Source organism: Sphaerisporangium sp. NPDC005288 (genome assembly GCF_040607475.1).
Lineage (GTDB): Bacteria > Actinomycetota > Actinomycetes > Streptosporangiales > Streptosporangiaceae > Sphaerisporangium > Sphaerisporangium rhizosphaerae.
Genome location: NZ_JBEXGT010000007.1, coordinates 135,686 through 148,197, shown reverse-complemented (window position 1 = coordinate 148,197; position 12,512 = coordinate 135,686). Strand labels below are relative to the sequence as shown.

The window sequence follows — 12,512 nt, the reverse complement described above, 5'->3', positions numbered from 1 at the left end:
GGGGTCAGGTGCCGGTGGGCGGCGGCGCGGGGCTGATCGGGGTGCGGCCGCGGGCCAGCACCCACACCATGGCGGCCAGCGCGGCCACCTGGACCGGCCAGCCGAGCGCGACCTTCGCCACCCCGAGCGCGGCGACCTGGTCGGCGAAGTAGAGCGGGAGCTGCACCACCACGCGCAGCAGGCAGGGCAGGATGAGCAGCCAGGTCAGCCGCGAGCAGAGCCGGACGATGCCGGGGTCGCGCCGCCAGCCTGTCGGGTCGCCGGTCACCGAGCCGATGAGGAACCCGACGACCGGCCAGCGGACGATGATCGACAGCGTCATCGCGGCCGCGTAGGCGGCGTTGTAGAGGATGCCCGGCATGAAGACGTCCTTGGCCTCGCCCGTGCGGGAGGCGAAGAACGCGCCGATGCCGATGCCGACCAGGCTGTTGAGCACGAACTGCGGCGTGGAGCGCTGCGCCAGCCGCACCACCAGCAGCAGGACGGCCGCGCCGATGCTGATGATCAGGGAGGTCTTGAGCTGCTCGGTGACGATCCAGGAGACGGTGAAGGCGATCGTCGGCACGGCCGCCTCGACGATGCCCCGCACGCCGCCGAGCGCCTTGGTGAGCTGGGCGCGGATGGCGGCCTCGACGGTGTCGTGCGCGGCCGCCTCGCGGGCCGTCTCGGAGGACGTGCTCACCGGCGCGCTCCCGTGGCCGGCGCGTCCTTGGGCGGCTGCATGGTCATTGGTCTCCTCGCCTGGGGGAACCGTGGTCACTGGCCGCTCGCCGGCCGCAGCTCGTAACGAGGGTTGAACATCACCTTACGGCCGTCCTGGACGCTGACGAGCCCTTCGGCGCGCACGACGCGCCCCGGCTCGATGCCCACGATCTTCCGTCGGCCCAGCCACACCAGGTCGACCACGTCCGACCCGTCGTACAGCTCGGCCTCGAGGGACGGGACGCCGCCCCGGGGCCGCAGCGTCACCGTGCGCAGGGTGCCCGCGACGCAGAACCTCCTGCGCTGGCCGCAGGAGGCGATGGGCGTCGCCCCGTACTGGTCGAGGTCCTCCTGGAGCTCCGCCGCCTCCAGCTCGGCCTGGCTGGTCGTCAGCCGCCGCAGGAAACCGCGCAGCCCCCGTTTGACGGGCTCTGCCGTACTCATCTCTGTTCACTCCTCGCGAGCCCTGTGGTCCTGACCGTCCTGCCCGCAGCTTACGTCAGCGAGTCTCGCTGATCTCAGGTCCGCGCTCGAACGGATCGAGCGAGGGCCGGCCCTCCTGGGCGGCCTGCTGCTCGACGGCCTGGCGGGCCTCGGCGGGCAGGCGCAGCTCGATGGGCTCCTTGGGCGCCATGGGCAGGTCACCCCGGACGACCACGATGTCGCGCAGGACGTCCTCCAGGGTCTTGGCGACGTCGGGGTCGGCGATGGCCCGGCCGCTGATGACCCCGCGCAGGAACCAGCGCGGGCCGTCGACGCCGATGAACCGGACGGGCTGGGTGGCGCCGTCCTGCATGATCTCGGCGGCCAGCTCGGCGCCGAAGGGGCCCTCGCGCTGCTCGCAGGTGCCCCCGGCGGCGGTCAGCTCGCGCGACAGCTCGCCGCGGACCTCGTCCCAGATGCCGGTCTTCTTGGGCGCGGCGAACGCGTGCACCTGCAGGGCGCTCTCTTCGACCATGACGACGGCGCCGACGATCTGGTCGCCGGCGACGTTGAGCTGGATCTCGAAACCGGAGCCGATGGGCAGGCGCATGCCGCCCAGGTCGACCCGCTCGGTGTCGGGGTGGGGCTCGTCGGCGTCCCACGGTCCCGACTCGCGGACGGGGACCGGCGCCTCGGCGGCCGGTGCCGTCTCCTCTTGCTCCGCATGACGGCGGCGTCGGAACACTTCGTTCACACTCCTTGTCGACTTATCGGCCGGTGGAGCCGAACCCGTCGGCGCCGCGCGCCGACCCGGGAAGCCGCTCCACCTCGTAGAAAGCTGCCTTCTCGACCCGCTGGACGACGAGCTGGGCGATGCGGTCGCCCCGGCGCAGCCGCACGGCGTCCTTGGCGTCGGTGTTGATCAGCGTCACCCGGATCTCGCCGCGGTAGCCGGCGTCCACCGTGCCGGGCGCGTTGACGAGCGTGACACCGTGGCGGGCCGCGAGGCCGGAACGCGGGTGCACGAAGGCCGCGTACCCGTCCGGCAGCGCGATCGCCACGCCGGTGCCCACGACGGCCCGCTCGCCCGGCAGCAGCTCGACGTCCGCGGCGGCGTGCAGGTCGGCCCCCGCGTCACCCGGGTGGGCGTAGGACGGGAGCGGAAGGCCGGGGTCGAGCCGCTGGATCAGCACCTCGATCATGGATTCACCTCGTGGTCGTGGAGCCGCGCTCGGCTGACGTCGGTGTGACCTCGCCTGCCGGGCCGCCGGGCGCCCACCGGGACCGGCACGCCGGCGCGGCGGCCCGCGGGCGCGTGGGCCGGGCCCTCAGCCTCAAGGTACGCCCTGAAGCGTACCGGGGCGGGCGGGGCGTGCAAGGTGTCACGAACGGAGACCTTACCCGCTGTGCTGCGGCGACACGTCCTCCCCCGCGGCGGGCGCACGGCCCGCGGCGGGCGCGGCCGGTCCGGCGGCCTCGTGCGGCTCCTGCGGCCGGCGCGGCGGGGGCGGATCGGCGGACTCGCGCGGCCGGCGCGGCGCGGCGGCCGCCCCGGGCTCGCTGGGCCCGGTGGGCTTCCGGGGCTCGGCGGGCTCGTTGGGCTTGGTGGGCTCGGCGAGCTTCCTGGGCTGGGCGGGCTCCTGCGGCGCGGCGGGCCCGGCCGGCGGCTGCGGCCCGGGCGGCTCGTGCGGCTCCAGCGGCTCGTGCGGGGCGGCGGGCGGCAGCTCACGCGGGCTCCTGCGCAGCTCGGGCAGGGCGCGGTAGACCACGGCGGCGATCGGCACGGCGATCGCCGCGCCGGCGATGCCGCCCAGGATGCCGCCGACCGCCAGCACCAGGATGATCGCCAAGGGGTGGAACTTCACGGCCCGCCCGACGATCATCGGCTGGAGCACGTGGTTCTCCAGTTGCTGCTCGACGAGCAGGATGCCGATGAAGACCAGGGCGAAGATGGGCCCCTGCGCGCCGAGGGTCACCAGGGCGGCCAGGCCCCCGGCGATGAAGATGCCGATGATCGGGATGAAGCTCGCCAGGAAGATCAGGACCGCGAGCGGCGCCCACAGCGGCACCCTCATGGCGAACAGCACGATGCCGATGATCACGCCGTGGATGGCGGCCACGATGACCGTGCCGTGGATGTACTGCGAGAGGGTGTGCCAGGCGGCGCGGCCGGCGCGGTCGACCCGGGGCGCGGCCGAGCCGAAGCCGCGCAGGAACCACGACCAGATGCGGTCGCCGTCCTTGAGCATGAAGAAGGTGACGAACAGCAGCAGGACGATGGAGGCGAGGACCTCGATGAAGACCGCCGCCGTGGACAGCAGCGCTCCGGTGAGCGCGCTGCGCTGGGCGTTGACCTGCCGGATGATCTCATCCAGCATGCCGGTGAGCTGGGCCTCTTTGAGGTGGAACGGTCCGGTGAGCAGCCAGCCCTGCACGTCGCGGGTGGTCTTCTGGATCTGCGCGATCAGCCCGGGGAACTCGTCGTTGGCCCGGGTGCCGATGATGAACCCGACGGCGACCAGCAGGGCGAGGGCGGACAGCATGGTGGCCCACGTCGCCCAGATGGGGCGCAGGCCCGCCTTGCGCAGCCGGTCGGTGAGCGGGTAGAGCAGGGCGGTCAGCAGCAGCGCCACCGCCAGGGGCAGCGCCACGAAGCTGAGGTGGACGATGATCTGCGCCGAGAAGTAGATCACCACGCCGATGACGATCAGCCGCCAGCTCCACGCCGCCATGGCGGAAAGCACCGGTGGCACAGTGCGCCCGTCAGTCTCCCGTTCCGCGATCACCATTACAGACTGGCACGCCGGGCGGCCGAACGCGCGCAGGTTACGGCCGGGTTCAAGCGACGGCCTGGTCTCCCCCGCCGAAGGCCACCCGATATGCCCGTCTCGCTGGTGAATGGGTCACCCGGCGGCGGCCTCGGCGAGCGTGACGGTCACCTCCGGCTCACCGTCGGCGGAGCCGAGGACGAACTCCTCGACCGCTCCGGCCGCGCACAGGTCGTCCTGCCCGTGGCGCACCAGCTCGACCGCCGCGCCGTGGACGTCCAGCCGCGCCACCTCCGCGCGCATGGACAGCTTGGCCGCGGACTTGGCCTTGCGGACCTCGCGCAGCACCTCCGACACCGCGGCCAGGACCCGCGCGTCGCCGGAGGCGTCCAGTTCGCCGGCCGACGGCCAGGCGGCGCGGTGCACCGAGCCCTCCCGCCACCAGGACCAGACCTCCTCGGTGACGAACGGCAGGAACGGCGCGAACAGCCGCAGCATCACCTGGAGCGCCTGCCGCAGCGCGGCGCGGGCCGACACCGCTCCGGCGTCGTCCCCGTAGGCGCGGGACTTGACCAGTTCGAGGTAGTCGTCGCAGAACTCCCAGAAGAACCGCTCGGTGGCCTCCAGGGCGCGGGTGTAGTCGTAGGACGCGAAGGCGGCCGTGGCCTCCTCCACCACTCCGGCCAGCCGGGCGAGCATCGACCGGTCGAGCGCCTCGGTGACCTGCTCCCCCGCCGTCTCGCCCAGGCCGAGCACGAACTTGGAGGCATTGAGGATCTTGATGGCCAGCCGGCGGCCGACCTTGATCTGCCCGGTGTCGAAGGCCGTGTCGGTGCCCGGACGGCCGCCGGCGGCCCAGTAGCGGACCGCGTCGGAGCCGTACTCGCGCAGCAGGCCCATGGGCGTGACCACGTTGCCCTTGGACTTGGACATCTTCTTGCGGTCGGGGTCGAGGATCCAGCCGGCGATCGCGGCGTCGCGCCAGGGCAGCACGCCGCTCTCGAGGTGCGCCCGGACCACCGAGGCGAACAGCCACGTGCGGATGATCTCGTGGGCCTGCGGCCGCAGGTCCATGGGGAACACCCGCCGGTACAGGTCGTCGTCGCGCTCCCAGCCCGAGACGATCTGCGGGGTCAGCGAGGAGGTGGCCCAGGTGTCCATGACGTCGGGGTCGGCGGCGAAGCCGAAGGGCTTGCCCCGCTGGTCCTCGGCGTAGCCGGGCGGCACGTCGCTCGAGGGGTCGACCGGCAGGGCGTCCTCGGGCGGCACGATCGGCGCGTCGTGGATGGGCAGGCCCTCGGAGTCCAGCGGGTACCACACGGGGATGGGGACGCCGAAGAACCGCTGCCGGGAGATCAGCCAGTCGCCGGCCAGGCCCTGCACCCAGTTCTCGTAGCGCACCCGCATGTGCGGCGGGTGCCAGCGCAGCTCGCGCCCGCGTTCGAGCAGCGCCGACCGCAGCCGGGGATCGCGCCCGCCGTTGCGGATGTACCACTGGCGGGTGGTGACGATCTCCAGCGGCCGGTCGCCCTTCTCGTAGAACTTGACCGGGCGGGAGACCTTGCGCGGCTCCTCCTCCAGCTCCTCGGTGTCCTGCAGCAGTTGGACGATGCGCTCGCGGGCCGAGTGGGTCGTCAGGCCGGCCAGCAGGGCGTAGGTCTCGGCGGGGACCCCCTCGGGCGGATCGGCCAGCATGCGGCCGTCCCAGCCGATGACCGGGCGGGCCGGCAGGTCGAGCTCGCGCCACCAGACGACGTCGGTGAGGTCGCCGAAGGTGCAGATCATCGCGATGCCCGAGCCCTTGTCGCGCTCGGCCAGCCGGTGGGCGAGCACCGGCACCGGGACGCCGAACAGCGGCGTGCGCACCGTCTTGCCGAACAGGGGCTGGTAGCGCTCGTCGTCGGGGTGGGCGACCAGGGCCACGCAGGCCGGGATCAGCTCGGGGCGGGTGGTCTCGATGGCGACGCCGTCGGCGTACGCGGTGCCGGGGACCCCGCCGAACCGGATGCGGTGGAAGGCGCCCGGCCACTCGCGGTCCTCCAGTTCGGCCTGGGCGACGGCCGTGCGGAAGGTCACGTCCCAGAGGGTGGGCCCCTCGGCGACGTACGCCTCGCCGCGCGCCAGGTTGCGCAGGAACGCCCGCTGGGAGGCGGCCCGGGAGGCCTCGTCGATCGTGGCGTAGGTCAGCGACCAGTCGACCGAGAGCCCGAGGTGGCGCCACAGTTCCTCGAAGGCCTTCTCGTCCTCGGTGGTCAGCTGCTCGCACAGCTCGATGAAGTTGCGCCGCGAGACGGGGACCTGGCGCTTGGGGTCGGGCTTGCCGGGCGGGCGGAAGCCGGGGTCGTAGGGCAGCGAGGGGTCGCAGCGCACGCCGAAGTGGTTCTGCACGCGGCGCTCGGTGGGCAGGCCGTTGTCGTCCCACCCCATGGGGTAGAACACCTCACGTCCGCGCATGCGCTGGAAGCGGGCGATCGTGTCGGTGTGGGTGTAGGAGAAGACGTGGCCGACGTGCAGGGCGCCCGAGACGGTCGGCGGCGGGGTGTCGATGGAGTACACCTGCTCGCGGGTCTTGGCCCGGTCGAAGCGGTAGGTGCCCTCGGCCTCCCAGCGGGCCGCCCATACCGGCTCCAGGCCATCGAGAGAGGGCCTTTCGGGAACGGTGACATGGCGCGGTCGCTGTTGGGTCATGGCGCCCTATGGTATGGCGTCACCCCGCCCTCCGGCACGAGGGGCTAGGGTTCATCTAGATCGACGAGGGGAGAAGTCATGGCCAAATCAGACGAGGTCGAGAAGCCCGACATGGCGTGGCGGCTCATCGGCGCGGTGGTCGCGCTGGGCGTCGGGTACGCCACCCGCAAGGCCATCGAGATCGGCTGGCAGAAGACCACCGGCAAGAAGCCGCCTGCCGACCCCAACTCGCTGGAGACCAGCCTCGCCGAGGCGGTGGGCTTCGCGGTGGTGCTGGGCGTGGGCATGGAGGTCGCCCGCATCGTGGTGACGCGCTCGGCCCACAAGAGGTACCGGGCGTGGAAGGCCATCCCCGAGAAGGCCGAGCGCGTCGTCAGGTCGTAGGGCGGTCGTCAGGTCGTAGGGCGGTCAGCGCTCCAGGGCCGCCAGGAACTCCCCCGCCCACCGGTCGACGTCATAGGTGGCGACGCGGCGGCGCATGGAGCGCATCCGCCGCGACAGCTCGTGCGGGGTGGCCCGCATGGCGGCGACCATCTGCCGCTTGAGCCCCTCGACGTCGTAGGGGTTGACCAGGAAGGCGTGCTTGAGCTCGTCGGCCGCGCCCGCGAACTCGCTGAGCACGAGCGCGCCCCGCAGGTCGTGCCGGCAGGCGACGTACTCCTTGGCGACGAGGTTCATGCCGTCGCGCAGCGGCGTGACCACCATGACGTCGGCGGCGCAGTACAGGGCGGCCAGCTCTTCGCGGTCGTAGGACTGGTGGAAGTAGTTCAGCGGCGGGACGCCGAGCACGCCGTGCTGGCCGTTGATGCGCCCCACCCGCAGCTCGATCTCGTCGCGCAGGGCGCGGTAGCTCTCGACCCGCTCGCGGCTGGGCGTGGCGATCTGGACGAACACCGCCTCGCCCGGGCTGATCGTCTTGTCGGCGAGCAGCTCGCCGAAGGCCTTCAGCCGCTGGCCGATGCCCTTGGTGTAGTCGAGCCGGTCGACGCCGAGCAGGACGTGCTCGGGCTCGCCCAGCTCGGCGCGGATCTCCTTGGCGCGGGCGAGGATGTGCGGCTCGCGCACCAGGGAGTCCAGCTCGCCGAAGTCCACCGAGATCGGGAACGCCTCGGCGCGGACGGTGCGGTCGCCGACGAAGATCTCCTGCCGCTGGTTCTGCAGGCCGAGCTGGCGGCGGCACAGCCGGATGAAGTTGGAGGCGCCGCCGGGCCGCTGGAAGCCGACCAGGTCGGCGCCGAGCAGCCCTTCGAGGATCTCGCGCCGCCAGGGGAGCTGCCAGAACAGCTCGGCGGGCGGGAAGGGGATGTGCAGGAAGAAGCCGATGCGCAGGTCGGGCCGCAGGGCCCGCAGCATCGAGGGGACGAGCTGGAGCTGGTAGTCCTGGATCCAGACGACGGCGTTCTCGGCCGCGGCGTCGGCGGCGGCCCGCGCGAACCTCTCGTTCACCGCTCGGTAGGCGTCCCACAGCACGCGGGAGAAGACGGGCGTCGCCACGACGTCGTGGTACAGCGGCCACAGGGTCGCGTTGGAGAACCCCTCGTAGTAGAGCTCGACCTCGCCGGCCGAGAGCGGGACGGGGATGAGGTTCATGCCGTCGTGCTCGAAGGGCTTGAGCTCCTCGTCGGGAGCCCCGTGCCAGCCCAGCCACGCGCCGTCGCGGCGTTGCATCACGGGCGCGATCGCCGTGACCAGGCCCCCGGGACTGCGCCGCCAACTGGCGGTGCCGTCCGCCGTGATGGTCCTGTCCACGGGCAACCGGTTCGCGACGATCAGAAACGAGCTGCGCACACGTCCTCCCTCGTTGCCTTGTGATCGGTCCATGACCACCATACGAAACCGGGTGTGGCTCTCTGTACGGGGCCTCAGGTGGCGGGCGTCACAGGCGGGCGACGGCGCGGGGCGCGGGAAGAGAGATCGACCGGCTCGCGGGGGTCACGGCGAGGGGGTGCGGAGCGGCGCCGGTGGCCGGGGGTCAGGGGGCCGGCGGTGCGGAGGGCCGTTCGGTGCCCGGGGAGGTGGAAGAGCGCGGCGCCGTCGCGGTGAGGGGAAGGACGCCGGCCGGGGGGTCGACGGGGGTCAGTCGGTGATGGAGGAGCGCTGGTCGGGGGCGGGGAGGGCGAGCTGGCGGCCGAGGTCCTTGCGGACGGCCTCGGCGAGGCGCTTCGTGGCGGCCCTGTTGAGGGCGCCTCCGGCGACGGCGCCGGTGAGGAACGGCCCTAAGGTGGTCAGGTGGCGGCCGAGCGTGCGCATCAGCCGGTTGCGCAGGGCGGCCTTGGCTGCGGCGCCGAGGGCCACCTGCACCGACGCGGGGGCGAGCGGGTCGACCCCTCGCTGCTTGGACCAGGCGACGGTGAACGCCATCGCCCGCTGGCTGCCGCTGCCCGGCACCTGCACGCCGTACACCTCGTACAGCTCGGCGATGAGCTTGACCTCGATGGCGGCGACGACGAGCGTCTCGGCCACGAGCTGCGCGGGCGCCGACAGCAGCAGCGGCGGCGCGGCGAACTCGGCGGCGGCCAGAACCCCGCCGACCGCTCCGACCGCCATCGTCGCCTTGCCCGCGGTGCGCACCAGGTCGTCGGCGAGCGCGTCGCCGGACAGGCCGTAGTGGTGCTCCTGCAGCGTCGCCAGGTCGCGGATCGGCAGGCGCGGCGCGATCGCGGCGAACATGTCGGCGAGCCAGCGGCCCCGCGCGGCGCCCGACCTGCGGGCCCGCTTCTGGGCCGTCATGAGCGCCGCGCTGAGGCGGCCGAGCAGCCGTCGCCGCTCGGCCCCGTCAATGTCGCCGCCGCCGGAAAGCTTGCCGACGAGCTCGGCGACCTCGGCTTCCGCTCCGGTCTGGTCCCCCGGGGGCGGGAGCTCCGGCCGCCCGGGCTGGTCCTGCGGTGTTCGATCCGTTCCAGATGTCACGGACCCTCCAAGAGTCTCAGGCGGCGCATTCCCGGCAGATCTGCTGCCCGCCCTTGTCAGAGGCGAGCTGGCTGCGGTGATGCACCAGGAAGCAGCGCGAGCAGGTGAACTCGTCCGCCTGCCTGGGGATCACCCGGAGCGAGAGCTCCTCGTTGGACAAGTCGGCACCGGGAAGCTCGAGCGACTCGGCCAGATCGGTCTCGTCGATGTCGATGCTGCCGGAGGACTTGTCGGTCCGCCGCGCCTGGAGTTCCTGGAGGCTGTCCTCACTCAGGTCGTCGTCGGTCTTGCGCGGGCTGTCGTAATCGGTGGCCATTTGCGTATTCATCCCCCTCATCTATTGCGTGCGCGTCGCGCGTCGCGCGTCTGTAACGTCTGGGCGATCCATCTTGTGCCCGCATCTCTCGGGGAATTTTGCAATCGGTACCCCGTCGGAACGGTGGACGAACCTCCTGACACGTGAGGGTCTTGCCGCCTTCGCCGCACGGTTAGCCAAATATGGCGAAAACCTAAGCATTGGCGACAGGACCCACCGTGTTCGACGGCACATCCAACCACATGTCTGGCGCGAACGAGACGCCCCCCGCCGTATCAGCCCGCCGGAAGTCTCACCGTCATCACCAGTCCCCCGCCTTCCCTGGGGATCGCCTTCACGGTCCCCTGGTGAGCGCGGACGACCGCGCGCACGATGGACAACCCGAGCCCCGCACCGCGCGCCGATTCCACGCGGTCGGAGTGCAGGCGCCTGAAAGGTTCGAACAGGTCGTCCACCTCGTACGCGGGAACGTGCGGCCCGGTGTTGGCCACCTGAACAACCGGAGTGCCGTCCACCATTCCCGTACGGAGCCAGACTTCTCCGGACTCGCCGATGTTGTGCTTGATCGCGTTCTCCACCAGGTTGGCGACCAGGCGTTCGAGCAGCACCGGGTCGCCCATCGTGGGCGCGGGGCGCAGGTCGGCGTGCACGCTCACCTGGGTCTCCCCGGCGAAGGACGCGTGCTGCTCGACCACGGTCTGCCCGACGTCGCGCAGGTCGACCGGCTTGCGGGTGGCGAGCTCCCGTTCGCTGCGGGCGAGCAGCAGCAGGCCCTCGATGAGGTGCTCGTTCCTGGCGTTGGTGCCGAGCAAGGTGCGCCCGAGGACCTTCAGGTCCTCCGAGGCGCGCGAGTCGCCGAGCGCGACCTCCAGCACCGTGCGGTTGATCGCGAGGGGCGTGCGCAGCTCGTGGGAGGCGTTGTCCACGAAGCGCCGCTGGGCGTCGAAGGCCCGGTTGAGCCGGGTGAGCATCGCGTCGAAGGTGTCGGCGAGCTCCTTGATCTCGTCGTTGGGGCCCTGGAGGTCGATGCGCTCGTGCGCCAGCGAGGTCTCCGACAGCCGGCGCGCGGTCGCGGTCATCTTCTGGATCGGGCGCAGCGCCCGGTCGGCGACGAAGTAGCCGAACAGCAGCGCCAGGATGCCCACGCCGCCGAGGGCCAGCAGCGACCTGATCAGCAGTTGGTGCCGGGCGGCGGTGATCGTGTCGGCGCGGAAGTTCGCCCATTTGTCCTGGAGGATGGCGGCGTAGTCGGGCCGGACGTTCTCCAGGTCGAACGGGAAGGCGGGCCAGGAATCCCAGATCGCCTTGCCGACGAAGGAGTAGATCACGAAGAGCAGCAACGCGCCCGCCGCGAAGAACAGCGCGCCGTAGGTCAGCGTCAGCCGCACCCGGATGCTCATGCGGCCGGTGACCCGCCTCAGCCGGGCCAGGAGGTGCTCGGCGACCGGCCTCGGGGCGATGGGCGGCGGCCCGTCCCAGGCGGGCGGCCCGCTCGGCGGCGGAGGCGCCGCCTTGGGGCGGAACGGCTGGCGGCCGCCCTCGGACGGCAACACCTCGCTCCGCCGGCCGCCTCCCCAGGCGGCCTGCGTCTTGTCGGGCTGCGCGGGGACGCGGGGGCCCGGCTCGGCGGCGCCCGCCGAGGGCGAGGGCTGGGCGACGGGGGTGGCCGTGGCCGCGCGCGGCGGTGAGCCGGCCGGCCGCTGCCCCGCCGCCGCCGTGCCCTGCCCGCCCGCGCGGACCGGCGCCGCGTTCTGGGCGCGCTCGCGGACCGGCGCGGCCTTCTGGGAACCCGTACGGACCTGCGCGGCGTTCTGGGCGCCCGCGCGGACCGACAGGGCCGCCGGTCCCGGCGCGGCGCCGGCGTCCTCGGCGCCCGCGGGCAGCGGGGAACCGGGCGGGACGATGACCGGCTGGGGAGCGGCGAAGGTGGGACGCCCGGCCTCGGCGTCCCGCGCCGCGTCGTGTTCCTCGCTCACAGCTTGTAACCCACTCCCGGCACCGTCTCGATCACCGCCGGCTCGCCGAGCTTCTTGCGCAGCGTCATCATCGTGACCCGCACCACGTTGGTGAAGGGGTCGATGTTCTCGTCCCAGGCCTTGTCGAGCAGGTCCTCCTGGCTGACGACGGCGCCCTCGGCCCGCATCAGCTCCTCGAGGACGGCGAACTCCTTCTTGGTCAGCGCGATCTCGTTGCCGTCCCTGGTGACCAGGCGCTTGCCCGGGTCCAGGCGGACGCCCGAGCGCTCCAGCACCGGCGGCAGCGCCGGGGCGGAGCGGCGGCCGAGCGCCCGCACGCGGGCCACCAGCTCCATGAAGGCGAACGGCTTGGCCAGGTAGTCGTCGGCGCCGAGCTCCAGGCCCTCGACCTTGTCGTCCACCTCGCCCGACGCGGTGAGCATCAGGATGCGCGAGGCGGTGCGGCCGGCCACCAGGCGCCGGCACACCTCGTCGCCGTGGATCTTCGGCAGGTCGCGGTCCAGCACGATCACGTCGTAGTCGATGTACCCCGTGCGCTCCAGCGCGCCGGCGCCGTCGTAGGCGACGTCGACGGCCATCGCCTCCCGGCGCAGCCCCGTCGCGATCGCGTCCGCGAGCACCCGCTCGTCTTCCACCACAAGCACTCGCACGGCCCTGGCACCTCCTGCTAGTCGCGACCTCGCGCGATCGGTCATTGCTCCACGGCCGGGCGGCTGCGCTTCCCGCGCC

The 12,512-nt window shown here is 72.6% G+C and carries 12 protein-coding genes; 1 reads left to right on the top strand and 11 read right to left on the bottom strand.

Going from position 1 to position 12,512, the window contains the following annotated elements; all coding sequences use genetic code 11:
* Positions 1-4: 4 nt before the first annotated feature.
* The 6 genes from ABZU32_RS09730 to valS all read right to left on the bottom strand — a co-directional run bounded on the left by ABZU32_RS09730 (position 5) and on the right by valS (position 6,581).
* On the bottom strand, positions 5-682 hold the full coding sequence (locus tag ABZU32_RS09730) for a DUF3159 domain-containing protein (RefSeq protein WP_354851044.1): 678 nt from the start codon (positions 680-682) through the stop codon (positions 5-7).
* 74 nt (positions 683-756) lie between these two features.
* Positions 757-1,146, bottom strand: coding sequence for an OB-fold nucleic acid binding domain-containing protein (locus tag ABZU32_RS09725; protein WP_354851042.1), 390 nt, complete (start codon positions 1,144-1,146; stop codon positions 757-759).
* Positions 1,147-1,201: 55 nt separating this feature from the next.
* On the bottom strand, positions 1,202-1,879 hold the full coding sequence (locus tag ABZU32_RS09720) for a DUF3710 domain-containing protein (protein ID WP_354919577.1): 678 nt from the start codon (positions 1,877-1,879) through the stop codon (positions 1,202-1,204).
* Between the two features lie 13 nt (positions 1,880-1,892).
* Positions 1,893-2,327, bottom strand: a complete 435-nt coding sequence (gene dut, locus ABZU32_RS09715) for a dUTP diphosphatase (protein WP_354851036.1) — start codon at positions 2,325-2,327, stop codon at positions 1,893-1,895.
* A gap of 195 nt (positions 2,328-2,522) precedes the next feature.
* Positions 2,523-3,869 carry an AI-2E family transporter gene (locus ABZU32_RS09710; RefSeq protein ID WP_354919575.1) on the bottom strand — a complete coding sequence of 449 codons (1,347 nt, stop codon included), beginning with the start codon at positions 3,867-3,869 and terminating at the stop codon, positions 2,523-2,525.
* Positions 3,870-4,028: 159 nt separating this feature from the next.
* A complete protein-coding gene (gene valS / locus ABZU32_RS09705) occupies positions 4,029-6,581 on the bottom strand; it encodes a valine--tRNA ligase (RefSeq protein ID WP_354919572.1) in 2,553 nt (850 codons plus the stop codon).
* A 78-nt stretch (positions 6,582-6,659) separates the two neighbouring features.
* On the opposite strand from valS, the gene ABZU32_RS09700 reads away from it, so the two are divergent.
* Positions 6,660-6,965, top strand: a complete 306-nt coding sequence (locus tag ABZU32_RS09700) for a DUF4235 domain-containing protein (RefSeq protein WP_354851027.1) — start codon at positions 6,660-6,662, stop codon at positions 6,963-6,965.
* A gap of 24 nt (positions 6,966-6,989) precedes the next feature.
* On the opposite strand, the gene ABZU32_RS09695 is transcribed toward ABZU32_RS09700, so the two are convergent.
* From ABZU32_RS09695 to ABZU32_RS09675, 5 genes are all read right to left on the bottom strand, one after another.
* The gene (locus tag ABZU32_RS09695; RefSeq protein ID WP_354851025.1) at positions 6,990-8,402 is read right to left on the bottom strand and encodes a trehalose-6-phosphate synthase; all 1,413 of its coding nucleotides are present in this window, start codon (positions 8,400-8,402) and stop codon (positions 6,990-6,992) included.
* A gap of 255 nt (positions 8,403-8,657) precedes the next feature.
* Entirely contained in the window at positions 8,658-9,491 is an 834-nt protein-coding gene (locus ABZU32_RS09690; protein ID WP_354919569.1) for a hypothetical protein, read from the bottom strand.
* A gap of 16 nt (positions 9,492-9,507) precedes the next feature.
* Positions 9,508-9,807 carry a DUF4193 domain-containing protein gene (locus ABZU32_RS09685; protein ID WP_114029376.1) on the bottom strand — a complete coding sequence of 100 codons (300 nt, stop codon included), beginning with the start codon at positions 9,805-9,807 and terminating at the stop codon, positions 9,508-9,510.
* 275 nt (positions 9,808-10,082) lie between these two features.
* Positions 10,083-11,360: a HAMP domain-containing sensor histidine kinase gene (locus tag ABZU32_RS09680; protein WP_354919764.1), complete on the bottom strand. Its 1,278-nt coding sequence runs from the start codon at positions 11,358-11,360 to the stop codon at positions 10,083-10,085.
* 419 nt (positions 11,361-11,779) lie between these two features.
* Positions 11,780-12,433: a response regulator transcription factor gene (locus ABZU32_RS09675; RefSeq protein ID WP_354851018.1), complete on the bottom strand. Its 654-nt coding sequence runs from the start codon at positions 12,431-12,433 to the stop codon at positions 11,780-11,782.
* Positions 12,434-12,512 lie beyond the last annotated feature (79 nt).